Genomic DNA, 21251 nt, shown 5'->3' with positions numbered 1-21251 from the left:
TCAATCCTCATCGGCGTCTCGATGCGGTTGGCGTTCCCTGCACCGTGCTCGACGCGCATCGAATTATCTCACGTTGCCATGGGCTCTTTGTGTTGGAATCATGTCGCTTCGAATGTGTCACTCGCCGGAGGCTCTCGCGTTAGGGGCCGCCGGCATTGCATGCCGGCGCCGCTATCACTGCCCCGAACGCGGGTGCCTTCTTAACCGGTCTCGCGACTGCCGTCGCCTCGGTGCCCGCGGTCATTTCATGCCCGCGTCGCTATCACTGCTCCTTCGTCGGCGGCCTTTTTCTCCTTGCCGGGATAACTTTCATCAACCAACGAGTCTCCCCTTTCGCACGGGGCTAAGGGGCTCCGCCCCTCGCGCGCGCCAGGGTAAAGCGCCGGCGTGCGCCGGCGCCGACCCGAGCGGTCTCCCCGGTCTTCCGCGCTCTCTCAAATCCCTAACGCCGGGAAATCCTGGCCTGCGCTTGTGCAGACCCGCTTCACGAAGCGGCCCTTGCGGGCGGGCGATCCCCCTCCGCTCCGGTCGCCCTGGCACTTGCTACCCCTGGTCTCGCCGACGGGCAGGGGCGCAGGCGCGAGGTGCGCTCTGCACCCATGAAGTCAAAAGGAGATCGATCATGTCGGCCAAGCACGTTGTAACCATTCCCGAGAACGGGACGGAAGTTTTTATCCCCCTCAACAAGCTCAAGAAGTCGCCGAAGAATGCGCGCAAGACGCCGCACAGCGAGGCGGCGATTGAGGCCAAGGCGGCGAGCATCGCCGCCAAGGGCATCCTGCAAAATTTTGTCGTCGAGCCGGAGTTGGACGCGGAAGGAGCCGCGACCGGATTCTACCTCGTGACCATCGGCGAGGGCAGGCGGCTTGCCCAGCTACTGCGGGCGAAGCGGAAGGAGATCAAGAAGACGGAGCCGATCCGTTGTGTGATCGACACCGCGAACGATCCGCACGAGATCAGCCTTGACGAGAACGTCACGCGCGAAAACATGCATCCTGCCGACCAGTTCGAGGCGTTCAAGAAGCTGGCGGAGGAACGCGGGTATGGCGCGGAAGAAATCGCCGCCCGGTTCGGCGTGACGCCGCATGTGGTGCGGCAGCGCCTGCGGTTGGGCGCGGTGTCGCCCAAGCTGACGGAAATCTATCGCAACGGCGATCTGGCACTTGACCAGTTGATGGCTTTTGCCATCACGGAAGACCATGCCCGTCAGGAGGCCGCCTACGAGCGCCTGTCCTTTAACCGCGACGCCAGCACGATCCGCCGCATGCTGACTGAGGCCCATGTCTTCGCCACGGATCGCCGCGCGGTCTTTGTCGGCGCGGAAGCCTATACCGAGGTTGGCGGTACGATCCTGCGCGACCTCTTCACCGAGGATGGTGGTGGCTATTTCGAGGACGTGGCGCTTCTCGATATGCTGGTCATGGCAAAGCTTGGACGCGAAGCCGACGCCCTGATGGAAGCGGAGGGCTGGAAATGGGCGCAGGTCTTTCTGGACTTCCCCCACAGCCACGGGCTGCGCCGGACCTATCCGCAAGCCGTGGAACTGTTGGCGGAGGATCAGGCGGCTCTGGACGCCGCGAGGGGCGAGTTCGACAGCCTGACGGCGCAGCATGAAAGCGACGAGGAACTGACTGACGAGGTTGACGCGCGTTTCGGCGAGCTTGAGGCCGAGATCGAGCGGCTTGAGGCCAAGCGTAGGGCTTACGACCCCGCCGATATCGCGCGTTGCGGAGCTTTTGTCATCCTTAATCATGACGGCGCGGTCCGCATTGAGCGCGGCTTTGTGCGGGCCGAGGACGAGAGACCGGAGCCGGAAGCGCATGATCTGAACGGCGAGAGCGAGGGCGATCACACCGTCCATCAAGACAGCGGAACCGGCCCGAACGGTGACGCCGGGAGTGAGGGGGCGGACGGGGAGGACGAGGACGCCGACGATCACAAGCCGCTGTCGGACATCCTGATCCGCGATCTCACCGCGCACCGGACCCTCGGGCTTCGCCTCGCCTTGCGCGAGCAGCCGGAGGTCGCCATCGTCGCCGTCACCCATGCACTGTCAGCGCAAATCTTCTATCGAGGCGCGGACGCCCATGTTCTCGATATCCGTCCGACCAGTACGTATCTTGCGTCTCATGCGGATGGGATCGAGGACACGAAGGCAGGGAAGGCATGGGCGGATTGCCATGCCCGTTGGGCGGCCCAGATGCCGCGCGACGTGGCCAACCTTTGGCCGTTCGTTGCGGAACTTGATCATGACAGCCGCATGGCGCTGTTCGCGCATTGCGTCGCGCTGACGGTGAATGCCGTCAAGTTGCCGATGGATCGCAGGCCCCGGGCGATGGCGACGGCGGACAGGCTGGCGGAAGCCGTGTCACTCGACATGACCGCGCATTGGCGACCTACCGCGCGGACCTATTTCGGTCGGGTTACCAAGCCGCGCATTCTTGACGCCGTGCGGGAAGCCGTCGGCATCGAGGCCGCCGACCGGATGGCGGACATGAAGAAGCAGGATATGGCGGAAGCTGCCGAGCAGTTGGTGGCCGCGACCGGATGGCTGCCCGCGCTGATGCGGACGCGAGAGCCCGCATGGCTGACCAAACAGCAGCTGGAAGCGCCAGAGACCGCCGATACCGAGGATGTCGCAAGGGCGCGCGACGACGGCTATTCCGTCGCAGCGGAGTGAGCGACGAGCCGGGACCGCGCCAGCGTTCCCGGCTTTCCCACGGTGCGAAAAATTCCGGCCGCGCCCCTGACGGCGCGCGGCCGGATGACCTCGATCGCGCAACTGGAAAACAGAACTCTCAGGGACGAAGGGAAAACGTGCGCAGCCGCGAGAAGGTCACTGGACATGTGCACGACGAGCGAAGGGCAATCTACTACGTTAAGGAAACCATCATGATCGCTGCCGTGATGTTGATGAGCGTAGCGCTGGTCGGTGCCCTCTGTGTCATCGCCTACACCCTCGCCACTTTCGCACTCCCCCTGATGCTCGGGTTTGCCGCCGCGCGTTTTGCCCATTACACCGGCTCCGGCCTGATCGGCGCGGGTCTCATCGGGCTCATCGCCGCCGCGGCCGGGTTCGCCTTGTTTGCGGTTCTGTTTGCCAGGCTACGGTCGCCGATCCCGCGTCTCGTCGTGGCGCTGATCTTTGCTGCGCCAGCTGCCATCGCAGGTTACGCGTTGGTCCACGGCGTGACCCACGAGGCGATCCCCTCTGCAATCTGGCGACAGACATTTTTCATCATCGGCGGAGCGTTCGTCGGCGTCTCGGCGCTGATGCGGCTAGCCGGTTCCAAAAACAGCAGCGGCTTCGTGAGAACGATCGACTGAGGCTCGTCTTTCTGGTCGGCTTGATGACGCTCTTGCTGAAGGATGGTGCGGAAATGATCCGGAATACGACAAGTAACAACGGCATTTCGCAAATGACGACGGCAGCGACTATCCGCCGCTGCGAACTTGCGCGGCGGTCCAGCTTCGTGACCTGGCGCAGCAATTTCGCCGCGCTCGGCCATCGGCCGGTCGTGATCGTACCCTCGCCCTTGCCGCGCAAGCGGCTGGGAGCTGGACGGGATCGACGGCATCGAGGTGCTGCGAATCGCAGCACCTCCGACGCGTTCCCCATCGATGGTGCGTCGGGCACTGGACGAGTTGTGGCGACTTCAAACGAAACTACGGAACCATTCTGGGCGCTTACCTCTGCCTGTGCTCGCTCAATGCGGCGTGCGGCCGGTCTTTCCGTGGGTTAGGGCCTGATTTGCGCGCTGCTTGCGTCCGCATTACCGTGGCTGGCTGGCGGCTGCCTTGGCCGCCCGACTAGCCCTCATAGGAAATCGCTGGAGCAATATAGTGAGCAAGCCGCCGCCTGATATCGCCCCAAAAACGCAAGTCCCAGCCTTTGAAGATCGAAACGACGTGCCGACCGTCTACTTTGATATCGCGCCCGCTTACGGGGTCATGAGCGGAATCGTCCAGGTAGAGCTTGGCGCGCGCATCCTCGTTCCGCACCAGGACGATACCGTCGATGTCAGGTTCGTTTCCTGTGGGCGGCTGCGCTGCAGCGCGGCGGCAGCCGTGCACTTGCGAAACGCCATCGACGCATCACTGAAGATGCTGGAGCAGCCTCAGCCCAATACGGTCGGCGCCTCGAAGCTAAACTGACCACCTGATATCTGTCAGCTTGGCCTCATGCCAGCCGCTGACCAAAGAGACTGCCATAGATGCCGAGCGCGCCGCGTACGCCCATACCCTGCGTTCGCATCTTCGGTGTCCAGTTGCTGGACAATGCCCGTGGGCGAGGCAATGACGGTGACCTTGCAATAGTTCGTACTTGCGGACCCGAGACTTCCGTACCGGTCCGAGCTGACAGCGATATTGGTTTGTGCCGAAAGCTGCCAGGGGTACGAAGCAGCCGCCCAAGGCCACGCAAATCGCCACACCCCCCAACCACCGCATCTAAACCTCTCCGTGCGCTGCAATTTCAGCACAACCAACGCGGGATATCAAGAGATCGACTGTTAGCCTGACTTTTTCACGATCTGGAACCCATTCGCTTCCAGCTCGGCCAATACCACCTTGGTCAGATGCGCACTCTCCTCAGGCTGGATCCAATGGTCGTGCGAAGCAGGGTCATCTTCTCGGGGATATTTTACGAAGGCAGAATGGATTGCAGCGTAAATAACGTCTCTGGGATCAGTCATTTGTGCCTCCTGCCGAACCGATAGCACATCGGCGGCCGAAAATCGATCCAACGGCGCCGTCATTCGATCGCGTTGCAGGTCAATGAGTTGCCGAAGGAGGCGAAGCAACTGACGATTTGATTCCGCAATCTTATTGGCAACCACAAGATGGCGCCGTCCAGCGGCCAAGAGCACTGCTTCCAGAACTGCGTCGGAGACCGCCATGAGGGCGACGAGGTGGCGTCCAGTCGGACCGTTCTCGGCGTCAAACCAGTTCTTCACAGCGCGCTCATGGGCGCCCGCAAGTTTGCAGACGGTCTTGACCGCTCTGTGGGTATCTCCGAAGTCGTCGCGCAGCGCCTTCGCAATCATTCCTGCAAAGCGTGCCGGCAGGACGTCATCGGCCCGTGCCGGAATTGTGTTTCTGGAAACAGACCGGAAACTCCGGTCCATATTTGTCGACGACATGGCAGGCCTCCCTTGAATAGGCTCCGTGAAGGGCGGAGGAGCTACCGGGATGCTGGACCCACAGCTAGCCGACATTCGGGCCGCGCCAATGTCACTGGAATTGCTTCGAGCCGCGCAGTATGTGCGGATGTCGACGGATCATCAGAAGTATTCGACGGCTAATCAGGCCGAGGTGATCGCGGCCTATGCTCAAAGCCGAAACCTGGCGATCGTCCGCACCTACGCCGATGAGGGGCTTAGCGGCCTCGGCATTGGCTGGCGCGACGGATTGAAGGCGCTGATCGCAGATGTCGAGAGCAAGCAATGTGATTTCAGCTGCATCCTGGTCTACGACGTCACCCGCTGGGGGAGATTTCAGGACGTCGACGAGAGCGCCTACTACGAATTCATCTGCAAGCGGGCAGGCCTGACCGTGCACTATTGCGCCGATGAATTTGAAAACGACGGCAGCCTCTCGTCGGTCATTTTGAAAAATGTCAAACGGGTCGCTGCTGCCGACTTCAGTCGCCAGCTCTCGAAGAGAGTATTCCTCGGCCAGTCACGCATGACGCGGATGGGTTTCTGGCGCGGGGGCTTGCCGACTTTTGGCCTGCGTCGCCTTTTGATCAACGAGGCGGGCGAGGTGAGAGCCCAGCTCGAGTACGGACAGCACAAGTACCTTCAGGCTGACCGGGTCGCTCTGGTGCACGGGCCAGAACGTGAGATCAAGACGGTCAGGCGGATATTTCGGTCGCTTGTCACGGAGGGAAAGTATTTCGGGGAGATCGCGGCCGAATTGAATGCCGAGCAAGTCCGAACCACCCGTGGTCAGCGCTGGACCGGATTCACCGTTGCCAAGATACTTTTGAACGAGACCTACACCGGCAGCCTCATTTACAACCGGTCCTCCTCGAAACTGAAACAGAGGCGGATCGAGAATCCCCGCGACATGTGGATCAGGCGGGACGGAGCCTTCCCTCCCGTGATTTCTCCGGAACTCTTTGCAAAAGCTCAGGAGGTGATACGCGAGCGCCGGCAGCGGCGCACCGACCAGGAAGCGATCGACCGTCTGGCGGCTCTCGGCCGCGAGAAGGGGCGTCTAACGACAGCTATCGTTGATGCGGCCAACGATATGTTGTCGGCGGAAGGCTATCGCCACCGTTTCGGCTCGCTTGCGGCGGCCTATGAGCTGGCGGGCTATCAGCCCGAGCCTCGCTATCGCCGCGGCGAAACCAGAGCACGTTATCGCGCGTTCCTCAGCCAAATTGCAGAGGAGGCTGCAGCCAGGATCAATGGCCTTGGCGGTCAGGCAGCGGTCGATCCCGAGAGCTTTCTCATTTGCATAAGCCAAGGGTGCCGTGTGTCACTCAGTACCGCGCGTGCGGTCTCCAACGGCGGAGGACGCATCCGCTGGCAGATAAGCATGGCCAACAAGGCCGAGACGGATCTGACGCTCATTGTTCGTTTGGATGCCTCCAACGAGAAGGTCGTTGCCTACTATCTGCTTCCGACTCCTGCATTGGCGCAATCCGCGCCAAGTCCTGTCCGGTTGTCGAACAAGGTTCTGCGGCAAGCCTGCCGCTTCGAAGGCCTCGACGAATTCTGCCGCCTGTGCGCGGGCCTTGACCAAGGGGGCATCTCATGAAGCGCGGCCGTACCGTCGTGACGGTACCAATCTCGGCCATCAGGGTGCTGAATTCGCGGGAACGCAATCAGGCTCGGTTCAAGGAACTCGTACAAAGCGTCTCCGCCCTCGGGCTCAAGCGGCCTGTTACCTTGTGCAAGCGGGAAGAAGAAGCGTATGACCTAGTTTGCGGTGAGCGCCGCCTGGATGCATTCACGGCGCTCGACCAGGCGGGTATTCCGGCACTTCTGACCGACGTCGCGGTCGAAGACTGCATCCTGATGAGTCTCGTCGAAAATATCGCCCGCCGGCGGCATTCCCCGATCGAACTCCTGCGAGAAATCGGCCGCTTGGTCAAACATTATCGGACAATAGAAATTGCCGCCAAGCTCGACCTCGCTCCGGAAAGGATCCGCGCCATAGTCTTCCTGCTCAAGCATGGTGAAGTGCGGCTTCTCAGTGCCGTCGAGCGCGGCATCGTTCCGCCAACCCTTGCCGTCGAGATTGCAAGGGCCAAGAGCCCGAAACTGCAAGGTGCCCTCCTGGAAGCCCACGTGAGTGAGCGGCATACGACCAAGCAGGTCGAGAAGATGCGCAAGCTCGTCGAGCAGCGGCAGCGTTCTGCCGCGAAAGCGCAATCCGGGGAAGAGAAAATCAACTCTACTGATCTCGTTCGCGCCTACCGCCTGGAGACCGACCGCGAGCAGCTGCTTCGCCGAAAAGCCGACCTCGCGCATGCCCGCCTGGCGGTCCTGGTGCGCGCACTGAAGACGCTGCTAAGCGAGCGCATGTTCGTGACGATATTGCGCGGGGAGGGGCTGGATCAACTGCCCCTTCCGCTGCTGCATCGGCTGTCGGGGGCTGTGAGGCTATCATGACTATCAAGCATGTCGCCAGCGCATTCGAATCTGATCTGGTGGTGTTGCCCCTTGCGTGCCTCCTGCCTCTCAAGCAGGTCACGGAGGTGATCAAGAAATCCGAGAAGTACCTGGCGATCGCAGCATCCATCGGCGAGGTCGGCGTTATCGAACCCTTGGTCGTCTTTCGCAAACCGGATCGGCGCGGCCGCTTTCTGCTGCTTGATGGGAGCCTGAGGCGCGAAATTCTTACCGACCGGGGGATCGTCGAAGCCGAGTGTCTGCTGGCAACCGACGATGAGGCGTTCACCTACAACAAGAGCGTCAATCGTTTGGCCGTCGTGCAGGAGCACTTCCTCATTCTGCGCGCCATTGAGCGGGGGGTATCTGAACAGAAGATCGCCCGGGCGCTGAACGTGAATGTCGATCAGATCAAGCGTCGGCGGAGAATGCTCAAGGGCATCTGCCCGCAGGCGGTTCATCTCTTGCGCGACAAATCGGTCAATCCCGTGACATTTGATCTCCTGCGAAAGATGAAAGCCACCAGGCAGACCGAAGCTTGCGAACTAATGGTGGCCGCTTCGAACTATTCATCGTCATACGCCAAGGCGTTGCTGGCGGCGACGAAAGATGAAGATCGCGTGAAGCCTGCCAGGCCGCTGTGCCCCGCGGTGGCAACGTTGGCGGACCTTTCCTTGATGGAGCGGGAGCTGAAGCAGGTCCAACAAGACTTGAAGGAGGTCGAAACTTCCTACGGCCGGGATATGCTCGATCTCGTGATTGCGGCGCGGTATGTGTCGCGTCTCCTAGGCAGCCGAACGGTGGCTCACTACCTGGAAGATAATCATCCGGAAATCGCGAGGGAATTCCGGACCATCGTCTTCGAAACTCTGCCTGTCCCGGCGACACCGTCGTGATAGACAATCTTGCCGGCACATAAGGGTGCCACCGTCCGGACCGCGATTGAGGCCCGCGGTGCCAACCTTCTGCTGCTGCCGCCCTATTCGTCCGATTTCAATCTGATCGAGAACGCTTTTGCCAAATCAAATCGAGCCTGCGCAAAGCTGCCGCCAGGACCGTCGAAACGCTCGAAGCCGCAATCGCCGACGCCTACCGAGCATTCACCCCTAACGAATGCGCCAACTATTTCCTTGCCGCAGGATACGGTTCAACTTGATCAGAATCTGCTCTAGGGGCTATTTGGATTCGGGATTCTCATCCGAGTTTGGTTGTGATTCAAGCTTGGGATGGACCGATTCGTTTTGACCGACGCCCAATGGGCAAAGATGGATGCGCTGTGTCTTGGCAAGCCGGGCGACCCCGACCGCAGCGGCAAGGATAACAGGCTATTCGTGAAGGCGGTGCTATGGATCGCCCGCACAGGCAGTCCATGGCGCAATCTGCCGCGCACGTTCGGCCGCTGGATCAGCGTTTACACGCGCTTTCGCGACTGGGTGAAGGCGGACGTCTGGAAGCGGCTGTTCGACGTCGTCTCCGACGAGCCGGATATGGAATACGCCATGGTCGACGCCACCATCGTCAAGGTCCAGCGCCACGGACAGGGCGCAAAAGGGGGGACTCAAAGTCAGGCTATCGGCCGTTCGAAAGGCGGCATGACCACCAAAATCCTGGCGCTGACTGATGCGTTGGGAAATCTGGTGCGCTTCGTGTTGCTGCCGGGACAGCGCTTCGACACGGTTGGCGTTCTCCCGCTCATCGAGGGGCTGGCCTTCGAGGCGCTGATCGCCGACAAGGCGTTCGACAGCAACGCCATAATCGCCGAACTCGACGCGCGCGGCGACAAGATCGTCATCTCCCAGCATCCGCGCCACGCAAGACCTCTCGCCATCGACGAAGAAATGTACAAATGGCGTCATTTGATCGAAAACTTCTTCGGCAAGCTCAAGGAGTTCCAGCGCATCGCGCTCCGCGCCGACAAAACCGATCAAAGCTTCTCCGCAATGATCCACTTGGCCGCGGCCGTGATAAACTCGCGATGAATCCAAACAGACCCTAGCGCGAATCCGAGCTATTTCTTTTGTGTCCGCCTCAATGGCGGTGAGGATGCGGTCGGTGATGTGCTGATGAATGTCGAAACGATCTTTAGCCATGCTGTCTCTCCCTTGCTGGCGGCCTGAAGGCCTTGCCGGCGACCGGAGAGACGGGGAGAGACGGCCACCGCACCCGCAGGGCACGCTTGCGCGAGGGCTTGCCCCTTGCGGCGGACGGCTATCGCCGTCAGGTCAGCCGGAGAGCAAGGTCGCGGGCCTTGGAGAGACTCGGCGGCATAGGCTAAAGCCAGCGCAATGACACGGTAGTAATGTTGCGGAATACCTTTGGAGATTCGGCTGTTGAGCAAATTGCAGGGTCGCAAGCTATATCGGGTTACAGCAGCTGTTGGCCGGCCGCAACTTCAGCGATTGGTTCCATTGTGTGTTCAATTCGAGGCAAGCTTGAAAGAATTACTAGCGTGAAGATTCTTGTTTACAACTACAAAAAGCATCACTTATTGTTCGCAACTGACTCGTAGAAAAGCCAAATGACGCAAGCTTATTCGGAGTATGTGCAGACATAATTGTGGCGAACGCGGTTTCCCTCTTCTGAAATGGCAACCCGGCTTGTCCGCTTCGGCCCCCTTTGTCCGTCGAAGCGATCAGAGCGGAGAAATCAAATGCCTTCTAATTCGGCCTCGCTACGCTCGCCTCAAAGTCAGCGGCGTGCAACTAGGGTACTGTTCGCCCAAAGGCAACCGTAGTGGCAGTGTATCCATGCGGGCTCAATCCCAACACAAAGTCTTTCGATCTGGGTGACGCCAGATGACACTAGACTGATGCCGGAAGAATTGGATCTTCTGCGTCTATCGCTGAGGATCGTGCGGTGCCTTGAGCGAGGGACGTTCCGTGAATAAACTGACTGATGTGCAAACGAAGTTGGTTGCGTCGCTGGCGTTCGCAGCTGTCTTCGGGCTTGTCTCCTTGTTCCTCGGCTTTGGGATGTTCCTGTCTGCCGTTTCGGCCGTTGTCGGCGGAATATCCGGCGTTGCGTTTATCTCTCGATCTTCTCGCGAATCCGAGTTGACGTCTCGGTCTCTCATGTTGAGTTCGTTGCGAACGGGGGGAACGGGGACCACCTCGCATGCCGGGAGACGGTATTCAATTAACAAGCCTGTCCGGATCCAGAGCAGCGTGATAGGCCAACGGAATTAGGAGGGGTTCGAGCATGATAAGATTTGTCGACCGCTTGCCCTATGCTCTTGTTGTAGCGATTTGTGCAGCGGTCGCACCTCTGTTGGTTATGTTGCCCTTTGCTGCCACGGAAGTCCGGCCGTTGGTTGTTGTTCCCGGCATGGGGCTAGTCCTTGGATTTTTCGCAGCGATCGTCATCCTATGGAGCAAGAATCTTCGCTGGTCGGCGACCACGGGCGAAATGATGTCAGCGATACGCGCGGAAGGTGGAGCCGACAGCGGAGCAATCTCGTTGTCGGTACGAGAGAACCATGAAGTCGAGAATGGAAGTTTTGGGGCGCGCGCAGTTAGCTTCAATGATTTCTATTTCCTAAACCGACCGAAAATCGTTCGAATGGGGATAATCGATAGCCTCATCGGAATATTGGGTTGGAGCGTAGCGCTTCTCCTTTTCAGCGAGCCAAATTTTGCGCTGACTGTGACATTAGCCGGCTTGCTGGCAGTGCATGTCGCTCGGATAGCTTGGCTCATGCGCCAACACAATTTGATGCTGACACTCTACCAATCCACAGTGACAATTATAGTTGGAGGAGCAGCGGGGGCAATAATTGTACTTCTCGCCTATGCGAGCGTCGTGGGTTACTCGAGAAATTGGTGGCCAGGATACCGCAACGTCAGTCTCGCACTTGCCCTGCTTCCCGTCTTCTTCGTGTTAGTCGACATCGCAATCGCGTCGATTTTTCGTAAGTTCCTGAGATAGGAAGAAGGAAGGCCGTCATGTCGGTGCTTGAGCTTTTGGATACAATTACAGGCGCTCATAACAATTGGGTAGACGGCATCAAGAATGACGATCCAACATTCATCGGTCAAATAAAGGGAGACCTGCATCTCTTCAGCGTTGGTATGGCCTCAGGAACAATTTTCGGGAAACTAGGCGCCTATGTTTTAGAGGGAGGAACTGTAGGTGAGTTGGCGATACGGATCGCTCCCTCCCTGGAAGTCTTTGGTATGGTTGGGCTGGCGGCAGACTTTGCCTCCGGTCTGGTCGGGATAGGCATTGCCCTTAACAAATATAACGCAGATCCAACGGCCGCAAACCTGCAGGCGTTTACGGACGCCGTTGGCAAGCTCTTGATTCAATCGTTGCTCGCCTACGCAGTGTTCGCTTTGGGGGCTGGATTTGTTCCCGCCGCAGTGACCTTCGGGCTTGTGGGACTGGCGATTGATCTGCTGGACACAAAGAACTTAGACAGCCTCCTTAATTTCTTCGATAAGGTTCCCGATTTATTCCATCTTGCCATGCGCGACCCCATCATCCTCGACCTTAACGGCGATGGGATTCAGTTAACGTCGCTCGCCGGCTCCAGCGTGCATTTCGACTACGCGGGGGACGGCTTTGCAGAACGCACGGGATGGGTGTCGCCGAACGACGGCATTCTGGCAATTGATCTGAACGGAAACGGCAAGATTGACGACGGACTGGAGTTGTTCGGCTCACCCACGCAGGACGGTTTTGCGATCCTCGAGAAGCTGGACACCAATGCCGACGGTGTCATCGACGCGCTTGACGCCGGCTTCGACAACCTGCTGGTCTGGCGCGATCTCAACCAGAACGGGATGTCGGACTCAGGTGAGTTGCAGTCTCTGGCGGAGGCCGGCATCGCGTCGATCTCGCTCCATACGCAGAAGTTGAACGGGACCAACGCCGGCAACAGTCTCGGCTACGAGGCGACCTTCACGCGAACGGATGCAACGACCGGAACGGCGGAAACAGTCTACTTCAACACCGATAACCAGGACACCGTTGACAATACGCCGGAGTTCACGCCGTCCAGCGACGCTCTGGAGGTCCCGCAGTTGCCGGGGTCGGGATTGATCGCCAGTATCGCCTACAAGGCGACGAACGACCCTGCTTTCCTCGCCGACTGGACCGCGCTGACGGACGCCGCGCCCAGCCTGACACCCGCCGAGCTGAAGAGCCAATTCGAGCAGTTGCTGTTGCGTTGGGCTGGCGTCGACGGTGTCGATCCCGCAAGCCGCGGACCGTATGTCGATGCTCGTCATTTGACTTTTTTAGAGAGGTTTTACGGCGACGATTATCGCATCTCTGAGTTTGGCGAGGAAGTTAGCTCGTATCCTACTGATGCGGGTCGTGGAGATTTGCTGGAAGCCGCATTCCAGGCAATAGTTAGCGTTTACGAAGTCGCGTTCCTGGCTCAAGTGGCTCAGAGCGGGTTCGCGCGTGATACGCTGGATGCGTCCGATGCGTTAAGAAATCCCTATTTCTTTTATTGCCTGCTTGATTTCACAAAGTACGAACCGGGCGATCCAGCTGCGCCGGACACGCCCGGCAACTTAGGCATGGTCGTCGATTTCATTGTTGCCATGTCACCGGTGGCAATCGGGGATAAGACGGCATATCTCATTCGCGCGCTGAGCGGGCTCGATGGAGCCGTTGAAGTTGCGTTCGAAGGCGATCGACAAGCCTACGAAGCTGCCATTGCGTCTGCCGTCGATGGAATTGACGACGGTACTATCCACGACATTGCGAGTCACATTATCGACGGCACCGCGCGCTTCGGCACCACCGGCGCCGAGGGCCTCAACGGCACTGTCGGGCAGGACGTCTTCATCGGCGGAGGCGGTGGCGACGTCGAGAGCGGCGGGGCCGGCAGCGATATTTATGTCTATGAGAAGCAGGACGGCGATCTCTGGGTCAGGGATGACGGCCCGGTGGCCGATACTGACCGGCTGGTGCTCACCGATCTCAATGCTGCCGATGTCAGCTTCGTGCGGATCGGCGACAGCCTTCTGATCAAGGTGACCGAGACCGGCAAGACGGTGACGGTGGAAAGCTTCTTTGCCAACAACGGCATCGACGTGCTGCGCTTTGCCGACGGCACCGAGTGGAATCGCGCCCAGATCAAGGACGCCAGCGTCTACCAGGGCGATGGGCACGCCAATTCCATCATCGACTCCGCTTTGAACGACGTCATCCGTGGCGGGCAGGGCGACGACTATATCCGGATTGGCGCCGGCAACGACACTGTTCTCTACAGCAAGGGCGACGGCTACGACATCATCGACGATTCATCGACCTCGACGGCCGAGCACGACAAGTTCGTGCTGACCGATCTCAATTCCAGCGACGTCGAGCTGTCGCGCGTCGGCTCGCACCTGATCCTGACGGTGAAAGCGACCGGCGAGTATGTTGACTTCCAGAATTTCTTCCCATCCAGCACGGGTGACTGGAACACCACCGCGCGCAATATCGACGAGCTCAGGTTTGCCGATGGCGTGTCCTGGAACCGGGCGGAAATCCAGCAACGGGCGTGGTACCGTGGCACGGATCGTACCGATACCATCCAGGCGTCCGAACTCAACGACACCATCGAGGGTGGCAATGGCGACGACATTCTCGAAGGATGGAGCGGAAGCGACACCTTCATCTGGCGTAAGGGCGACGGCAACGACCAGATATCCGATGCCTCGTCGAAGGTCGGCAACCCCAGCAATTCCGACGTCGATACTCTCTGGCTGCAGGATGTCGAGGCCGGCGACGTCTCCTATTCCTATCAGGGCCAGACGCTGCTGCTGACGATCAACTCCACCGGTGAGATCCTTACGATCGCGAATTTCCTCAGCGGCGTCACTGACCTGACCACGGGAGCAGGCGCGAACGAGTACGGCATTGACCTCATCAAGTTCGCCGACGGCACCACGATCGACCGCCAGCAGATCACCTACGACGCCGGGGCCGGATATCTCGGCTGGGATATGGCGGTTTTCACCTGGGTTTTCCAAGGTGCGGTGATCTGGCAGTATTTCGTGGACGAGTTTGGACATGCGGGCAACATCGTCGGCAACCAGCGCCCCACCGACTTCAACGACATCTGGAACGCCTCGAGCTATGGTGGGCTCGGCGGCACGCTGGGAACACCGCTCGATCTGCATCCCAGCCCCTTCCACGGCGAGGGCAAGAACATCCTGAACGGCGCCGACGGCAATGACATCCTGGGCGCGGGCGGCGCGCAGGACGTGCTGAAGGGCGGCAAAGGCAACGACATCCTGTTCGGCGACGATGGCAACGACATCATCGACGGCGAAGGCGATGATGACACGCTGTATGGCGGCGACGGCATGGACTTGATGTACGGCGGGGGTGGCGCCGGCACCGACTATCTCTCGGGCGGCGCGGGCAAGGACTACATGTCCGCGTCCGAGGGCAACGACACCTTCGTCGGCGGCACCGGCGACGACGTCATCATCAGCAACGATGCCGGCCGGACCGGAAGCGATACGTTCATCTATTCGCGGGGCGACGGCAACGATCTCATTTTCGAATCCGGGAGCCAGGACTCCGCGGCGGATACCGATGTTCTCGTCCTGACCGACATCGAGACCGGCGACGTGGAGCTGGCGCGCTCGGGCGACGACCTGCTCATCACCGTGAAGTCCACACAGGAGACGATTACCGTGGTCTCGCACTTCCAGGACCGCGGTTCCGACAATAATGTCGCCGGCAACGGCCTGGAGTTTATCCGCTTCGCCGACAATGTGTGGGATCGCGCGCAGATCCAGCAAGCCGCCTGGATTCGCGGCACCGACGGCCGCGACGTCCTGAGCAATACCACGACCAATGCGCAGCTGAACGACACCTTCGTCGGTGGCAAGGGCAACGATGTCATCTTCGCCGGCCGGGGCAGCGACACCTTCATCTATGCCAGCGGCGACGGCAGCGACGTCATCAACGATGCGACCAATGTCAGTGTACCCAACGCGACCGACAAGCTGAAATTCACCGACCTCGACGCCGATGACGTCGAACTATCGCGTTCCGGCAATGACCTGATGATCAAGGTGCTGGCGACCGGCGCGGTTATCACGGTGATCGGGCAATTCTCGGGAGGCTTGACCGGCGCCGATGTCGGTCTGGAGCTGATCGAGTTCGCCGACGGGGCGACCTTGGGACGTGCGCATATCCAGCAGCAGGCGTGGTTCCGCGGAACCGACGGCCGTGACTTCTTCGACCCGCAAAGCACCCGGGACGATACGTTCGAGGGTGGCGCGGGCGATGACATCATCCATTCCGGCTTTCAGAGCTCCAGCGGCAACGATACGTTCGTCTATTCGCGCGGCGACGGCAACGACGTCATCCGCGAGCAGACCTGGAATTCGTTCAGCTCGACGGAGATCGACACGCTCAAGCTGACCGATATCGACAGCTCAGACATCCAGCTCATCCGGTCCGGCGACGACCTGCTGGTCAAGGTTCTCTCGACCAACGAGACGATCACGGTTCTCGGCCAGTTCGGCGACGGCGCCGATGCGCCCGGCATGGGCCTGGAATACATCGAGTTCGCCAACGGCGACCGGTGGGGCCGCGACACCATCGCGAGCATTGCCGCGAGTTCGTCGCCTTTCATCGCCGGCACCAACGGCAATGACACGCTCATCGGCTCCGCGGTTGCGCAGAACATCTATGGCGAGGCCGGCGACGATACCCTCGACGGACAGGGCGGCAGCGATCTCCTCTACGGTGGACTCGGCAACGATCATCTGGTCATCAGTGTGAGCAATGCCGGTGATCTCGTCACGGTCGACGGCGGCGTAGGGACGGACACTCTCGATCTGTCCGGTCTTGGCGTGGCGGCCTGGGTCGATCTGGTCACCAACGGCGCCGAGGTGCGAACGACAGACCAAGCCGATCTCAACAGCGGTACCTGGCGCGATGTTGCCGATGTCGCCCGCGTCGAGAACGTCACGGGCACGGCGTTCGCCGACCAGATATCGGGCGATGCCGGCAACAACATCCTGATCGGGGGCGACGGCGACGACATTCTGGACGCCCGCTCGGGTGACGATATCATTCTGGCCGGCGCGGGCGCGGACACCCTGACCGGCGGCATGGGCGCCGACCGGCTCGATGGCGGCGAGGGCGCCGATATCATCTACGGCGGCCTCGGAGCCGACACGTTGATCGGCGGTGCTGGCAATGACACGCTGACCGGCGGTAGCGAGGGGGACGTCTTCCTGATCGGTGCCGGCGCAGGCTCGGATACTATCACCGACTTTGCCGCCGGCAGCGTCACGGACCATGATGTGATCCGGTTCGACCGCGCCGTGTTCGGCGACTTTGCCTCGGTTCTGGCCGCGGCCACCCAGTCCGGCTCGGATGTCGTCATCGCTCTGGGCGGCGGCGAAAGCCTCACGCTTCAAAATGTCGACCTGTCCGCGCTGACGGCTGACAACTTCGAATTCCGGCGGCTTGACAACCAGGCGCCCTCTGCAATCGCCATAAGCGGCGGAACTGTGACCGAAAATTCAACCCAGGGTACGGTCATTGCCGTTCTAACCGCAATAGATGCAGGAGATACAGGCACCCATACGTTCAGTATCGTCGGCGACGACCCCATCTTCGAGATCATCGGCAACGAGGTCCAAGTCAAGGACGGCGCTGTCGTCAATTTCGAGACGGGACCCCAGCATCAGCTGAACGTACAGGCCATTGATGACGATGGGCTGTCAGTCATGTCGACGATCACTATCAACATCATCGACCAGACGGAAACGCTGACGGGAACGGCTGGAAACGATGCGCTGACCGCGGGTGGCGGCGCCGACATTCTGATTGGCGGCGCGGGCAACGACGTCCTCACCGGAGGTGCAGGCTCCGACGAGTATCGCTATGACCCTGGCGACGGACGCGACCGGATTGCCGATATGGGCGGCTCTGCGGATACCGACAAGCTCGTCCTGGGCAGCGGCATCGATCCGTCGAGCGTTACCGTTGCGCGCTCATCGCTCGCCAATTCCGACGTGGTCCTGGTGCTTGCAACGGGCGAAACCATCGTCCTGCAGGGCCAACTCTCGGGGAATGGCGCGGGGCTTGAGGAGATCAGGTTCGCCGACAACACGGTCTGGAGCCGATCCGATATCCTGAGCCGTCTCGATTCTCATCTGATCGTCGGCAGCACCGGCACGGAGACACTTGCCGGAAGTGGCGTTGCCGACACCTTCGTGGCGGGTATCGGCGACGAAACGTTGAGCGGCTATGGCGGCGGGGATACTTATCGTGTCAGCGCGGGCGCAGGTAACGCCGTCATCGTCGAAGGCAGCGAAAGTGGCACCGACCGTATCGAGCTAGTCGGACTCAATCGTGCCGACGTGCGTTTTACACGCAGCAGCAACGATCTAGTCATCACCATCGTATCGACTGGGCGCACGGTGACGGTGATCAGCCAGTTTGGCCTGGCCTCGGCGGGCGTCGAAGAGATCGCCTTTGCCGACGGGAGCGTGTGGGATCGCTCCCAAATCGCAAACAATGCCGCCACGACCGGAACGGCCGGCGGCGAGACGGTCACGGGCACGCCGGGTGACGACGTTCTGCAGCCGGGCGCCGGCAACGACGTGATCCAGGCGGGCGCAGGCAGCGACACCGTCATCTACGGGCTCGGAGATGGCAGCGACACCATCAACGATGGCGTCAATTCGCTGGTGCAGACAGACGTTCTGCGCTTCCTCGACCTCAACGCCGCCGATGTGATGTTCTCGCGCAGCGGCAGCAACCTCCTGATCAAGGTGCTGAGCAACGGCGATACCATCACCGTCCAGCAGCAATTCACTTCGGCGACCGATTTCTGGGGGATCGAGCAGGTTCAGTTCGCCGATGGGACCGTCTGGGACAAGGCGGCGATCTCGGCCGCGGCGTGGATACGCGGCACCAGCGCTGCCGAAACCGTCTCCGGCACGTCGGACGCGGACACCATCGACGGGCAGGCCGGCAACGACACCCTGCGGGGCTACGGCAACGATGACACCTACATCTATGCCCTGGGTTCGGGGAACGACACCATTGACGAGAATAGCAGCGATGCCGGCACCGACGTCATCAAGCTCGTAGGTCTCAACAGCTCCGACGTGCTGTTCAGTCGCAGCGGCAACGATCTGCTGATCCAGATCAATTTGAGTGGGGAGACGTTGAAGGTCCTCAACCAGTTCAACGGCACCAATGGCATCGAGCAGATTGCCTTCGCCGACGGAACGACGTGGGATCGTAGCCAGATCTTCAACGCCTCACCGGTTCGCGGAACCGCCGGCAACGACAGCTTCTACGGCAGCGCCGACGCTGAGGTGTTCGACGGCGGCGCCGGCAACGACTATCTGCATGGCGGCGGCGGGGGCGATACCTACCTCTACGGCGTGGGTTCGGGAAATGACAATGTCGATGAGAACAGCTCGGACTCCGGCACAGATGCCGTCAGGCTGATCGGCCTGAACAGCTCGGACGTGTTGTTCAGCCGCAGCGGCAACGACCTGCTCATTCAGATTAATTCGAGCGGGGAGACGTTGAAGGTCACCAACCAGTTCAGCGGCACCAACGGCATCGAACAGGTGGTCTTCGCCGATGGATCGACGTGGAACCGCGGCCAGATTTTCGACGCCGCCTGGGTGCGAGGCACGTCCGGAAATGACAGCTTCTATGGCAGCGCGGACGCCGAAGTGTTCGACGGCGAGGGCGGCAACGACTACCTGCACGGCGGCGGTAGCGGTGACACCTACATCTACGGTATCGGCTCCGGTAACGACACGGTTGACGAGAACAGCGGCGATTCCGGAACTGACATCATCAAGCTGGTGGGGCTCAACAGCTCCAATGTGCTGTTCAGCCGCAGCGGCAACGATCTCTTCATTCAGATCAATTCGAGCGGCGAGACGTTGAAGGTCACCAACCAGTTCAACGGCACCAATGGCATCGAACAGGTTTTGTTCGACGACGGCACGGTCTGGGATCGTACCCAGATTTCGGAGGCGGCCTGGGTACGAGGTACCGCTGGTGCCGAGACGCTCAATGGCAATGGCAACGCGGAAACGTTCGATGGAGGTGGCGGGAACGACACCTTGCGCGGTTATGGCAATGGCGACACCTATATCTATTCGCTCGGCTCCGGCAACGACACGGTCGACGAGAACAGTGGAGACTCCGGAACCGATATCATTACGTTGGTCGGCCTCAATGCCTCCGATGTGCTATTCAGCCGGAGCGGCAACGACCTTTTCGTCCAGATCAATGCGAGCGGTGAAACGCTGAAGGTCGTCAACCAGTTCAATGGCGCCAACGGCATCGAACAGGTCGTGTTCGGTGACGGCACGGTTTGGGATCGTACCCAGATAGCCGATGCGGCTTGGGTGCGAGGCACTTCGGGCGTCGATACGCTCAATGGCAACGGCAACGCCGAAACGTTCGATGGAGGTGGCGGAAACGATACCCTGCGCGGCTACGGCAGTGGTGACACCTACATCTATTCGGTCGGGTCCGGCAACGACACGATATCCGAGTACGGCGGCGATACCGGCAACGACGTGGTCAAGCTGACCAGCTTGAACGCTTCCGACGTCGAATTCAGCCGGATCAGCAACGACCTCTTCATCAAGATCATCGCAACATCGGAGGTGCTGAAGGTCGAGAACCAGTTCAACGGCACCAACGGTATCGAACAGGTACTGTTCGGCGACGGCACGGTCTGGGACCGCACCCAGATTGCCGATGCGGCATGGGTACGCGGAACTTCAGGCGCCGATACGCTCAATGGCAACGGTAACGCCGAAACGTTCGATGGACGTGGCGGCAATGACACGCTGCGTGGCTACGGTAACGGAGATACCTACATCTACGCCCTGGGTTCGGGGAACGACACCGTCGAAGAGTACAGCGGCGATGCCGGCACCGACGTGATCAAGCTGGCAGGACTCAATAGCGCGGATGTGCTGTTCAGCCGCAGCGGCAACGACCTCTTCGTCCAGATCAATGCAAGCGGCGAAACGCTGAAGGTCAGCAATCAGTTCAACGGCACGAACGGCGTCGAGCAATTCGTGTTCGCCGACGGAACGACCTGGGACCGCCCGGCGATTGCGTCAGCGGCCTGGTATCGGGGGACGTCCGGAAACGATACGATTTCGGGATCATCGTCGAACGATACCATCGCGGGCGGCGGTGGCAACGACACGATGTCGGGCGGGACCGGCAATGATACATTCGTGTTCCAAGCCAGCCCCGGGCAAGATATCGTCACCGACTTCACGCCCGGTCAGGACGTTCTTGAGTTCCGCGACGGCATTTTTGCGGACGCGGCGGACGCGCTGGCGGCGGCGACGGCTTCCGGCAACAACACGGTCATCACGATCGACGCCAACAACAGTGTGCTCCTGCAGAATGTCAGCCTGGCCAACCTCAATGAGACCGACTTCCACATCGTGTGATGACAATCCGCTGAGGCTCGCTTTCTGGTTGGCCTAATGGCGCTCTTACCCAAGGACGGTGCGGAGGGCGCACGCTATGAGGCTGGGCAAGTATTCGGAAGGCCTGTCAACTCGTAGAAAGTTCATTCTCTGCACTGCTTGCGCAATGACGGCAACAGAATATTTTCGGCGCTATGGCGTCGGACTGCGAATGGATTTCTACTGC

The 21251-nt window shown here is 60.3% G+C and carries 10 protein-coding genes and 1 pseudogene; 10 read left to right on the top strand and 1 reads right to left on the bottom strand.

The window, feature by feature from the left end:
* Window positions 1-622 precede the first annotated feature (622 nt).
* From ACT4OC_RS24960 to ACT4OC_RS24950, 3 genes are all read left to right on the top strand, one after another.
* Window positions 623-2680, top strand: a complete 2058-nt coding sequence (locus tag ACT4OC_RS24960) for a ParB/RepB/Spo0J family partition protein (RefSeq protein WP_444841713.1) — start codon at window positions 623-625, stop codon at window positions 2678-2680.
* Window positions 2677-3327: a hypothetical protein gene (locus ACT4OC_RS24955; RefSeq protein WP_444841712.1), complete on the top strand. Its 651-nt coding sequence runs from the start codon at window positions 2677-2679 to the stop codon at window positions 3325-3327. Before ACT4OC_RS24960 ends, ACT4OC_RS24955 begins: the two co-directional genes overlap by 4 nt.
* Before the next feature lie 516 nt (window positions 3328-3843).
* Complete coding sequence (locus ACT4OC_RS24950; RefSeq protein ID WP_444841711.1) at window positions 3844-4155, top strand: hypothetical protein; 312 nt, start codon at window positions 3844-3846, stop codon at window positions 4153-4155.
* Between the two features lie 356 nt (window positions 4156-4511).
* On the opposite strand, the gene ACT4OC_RS24945 is transcribed toward ACT4OC_RS24950, so the two are convergent.
* Window positions 4512-5141, bottom strand: a complete 630-nt coding sequence (locus tag ACT4OC_RS24945) for a hypothetical protein (RefSeq protein WP_444841710.1) — start codon at window positions 5139-5141, stop codon at window positions 4512-4514.
* 49 nt (window positions 5142-5190) lie between these two features.
* Between ACT4OC_RS24945 and ACT4OC_RS24940 the strand changes: the two genes are divergently transcribed.
* From ACT4OC_RS24940 to ACT4OC_RS24910, 7 genes and pseudogenes are all read left to right on the top strand, one after another.
* Entirely contained in the window at window positions 5191-6765 is a 1575-nt protein-coding gene (locus tag ACT4OC_RS24940; RefSeq protein WP_444841709.1) for a recombinase family protein, read from the top strand.
* The gene (locus ACT4OC_RS24935; RefSeq protein ID WP_444841708.1) at window positions 6762-7622 is read left to right on the top strand and encodes a ParB/RepB/Spo0J family partition protein; all 861 of its coding nucleotides are present in this window, start codon (window positions 6762-6764) and stop codon (window positions 7620-7622) included. The genes ACT4OC_RS24940 and ACT4OC_RS24935 overlap by 4 nt, the downstream gene beginning before the upstream one ends.
* A complete protein-coding gene (locus tag ACT4OC_RS24930; RefSeq protein ID WP_444841707.1) occupies window positions 7619-8518 on the top strand; it encodes a plasmid partitioning protein RepB C-terminal domain-containing protein in 900 nt (299 codons plus the stop codon). Before ACT4OC_RS24935 ends, ACT4OC_RS24930 begins: the two co-directional genes overlap by 4 nt.
* A pseudogene (locus ACT4OC_RS24925) lies at window positions 8500-8778 on the top strand (transposase); the annotation flags it as partial. The gene ACT4OC_RS24930 and the pseudogene ACT4OC_RS24925, both read left to right, overlap by 19 nt.
* Before the next feature lie 70 nt (window positions 8779-8848).
* Entirely contained in the window at window positions 8849-9601 is a 753-nt protein-coding gene (locus ACT4OC_RS24920; RefSeq protein ID WP_444841706.1) for an IS5 family transposase, read from the top strand.
* 1219 nt (window positions 9602-10820) lie between these two features.
* A complete protein-coding gene (locus ACT4OC_RS24915; protein WP_444841705.1) occupies window positions 10821-11546 on the top strand; it encodes a hypothetical protein in 726 nt (241 codons plus the stop codon).
* Window positions 11547-11563: 17 nt separating this feature from the next.
* Window positions 11564-21046, top strand: a complete 9483-nt coding sequence (locus ACT4OC_RS24910; protein WP_444841704.1) for a calcium-binding protein — start codon at window positions 11564-11566, stop codon at window positions 21044-21046.
* The last annotated feature ends 205 nt before the right edge of the window (window positions 21047-21251 follow it).

It is taken from the genome of Bradyrhizobium sp. (assembly GCF_052389815.1).
Classification (GTDB): Bacteria; Pseudomonadota; Alphaproteobacteria; order Rhizobiales; family Xanthobacteraceae; genus Bradyrhizobium.
This window is presented reverse-complemented; position numbering and strand designations above follow the sequence as displayed.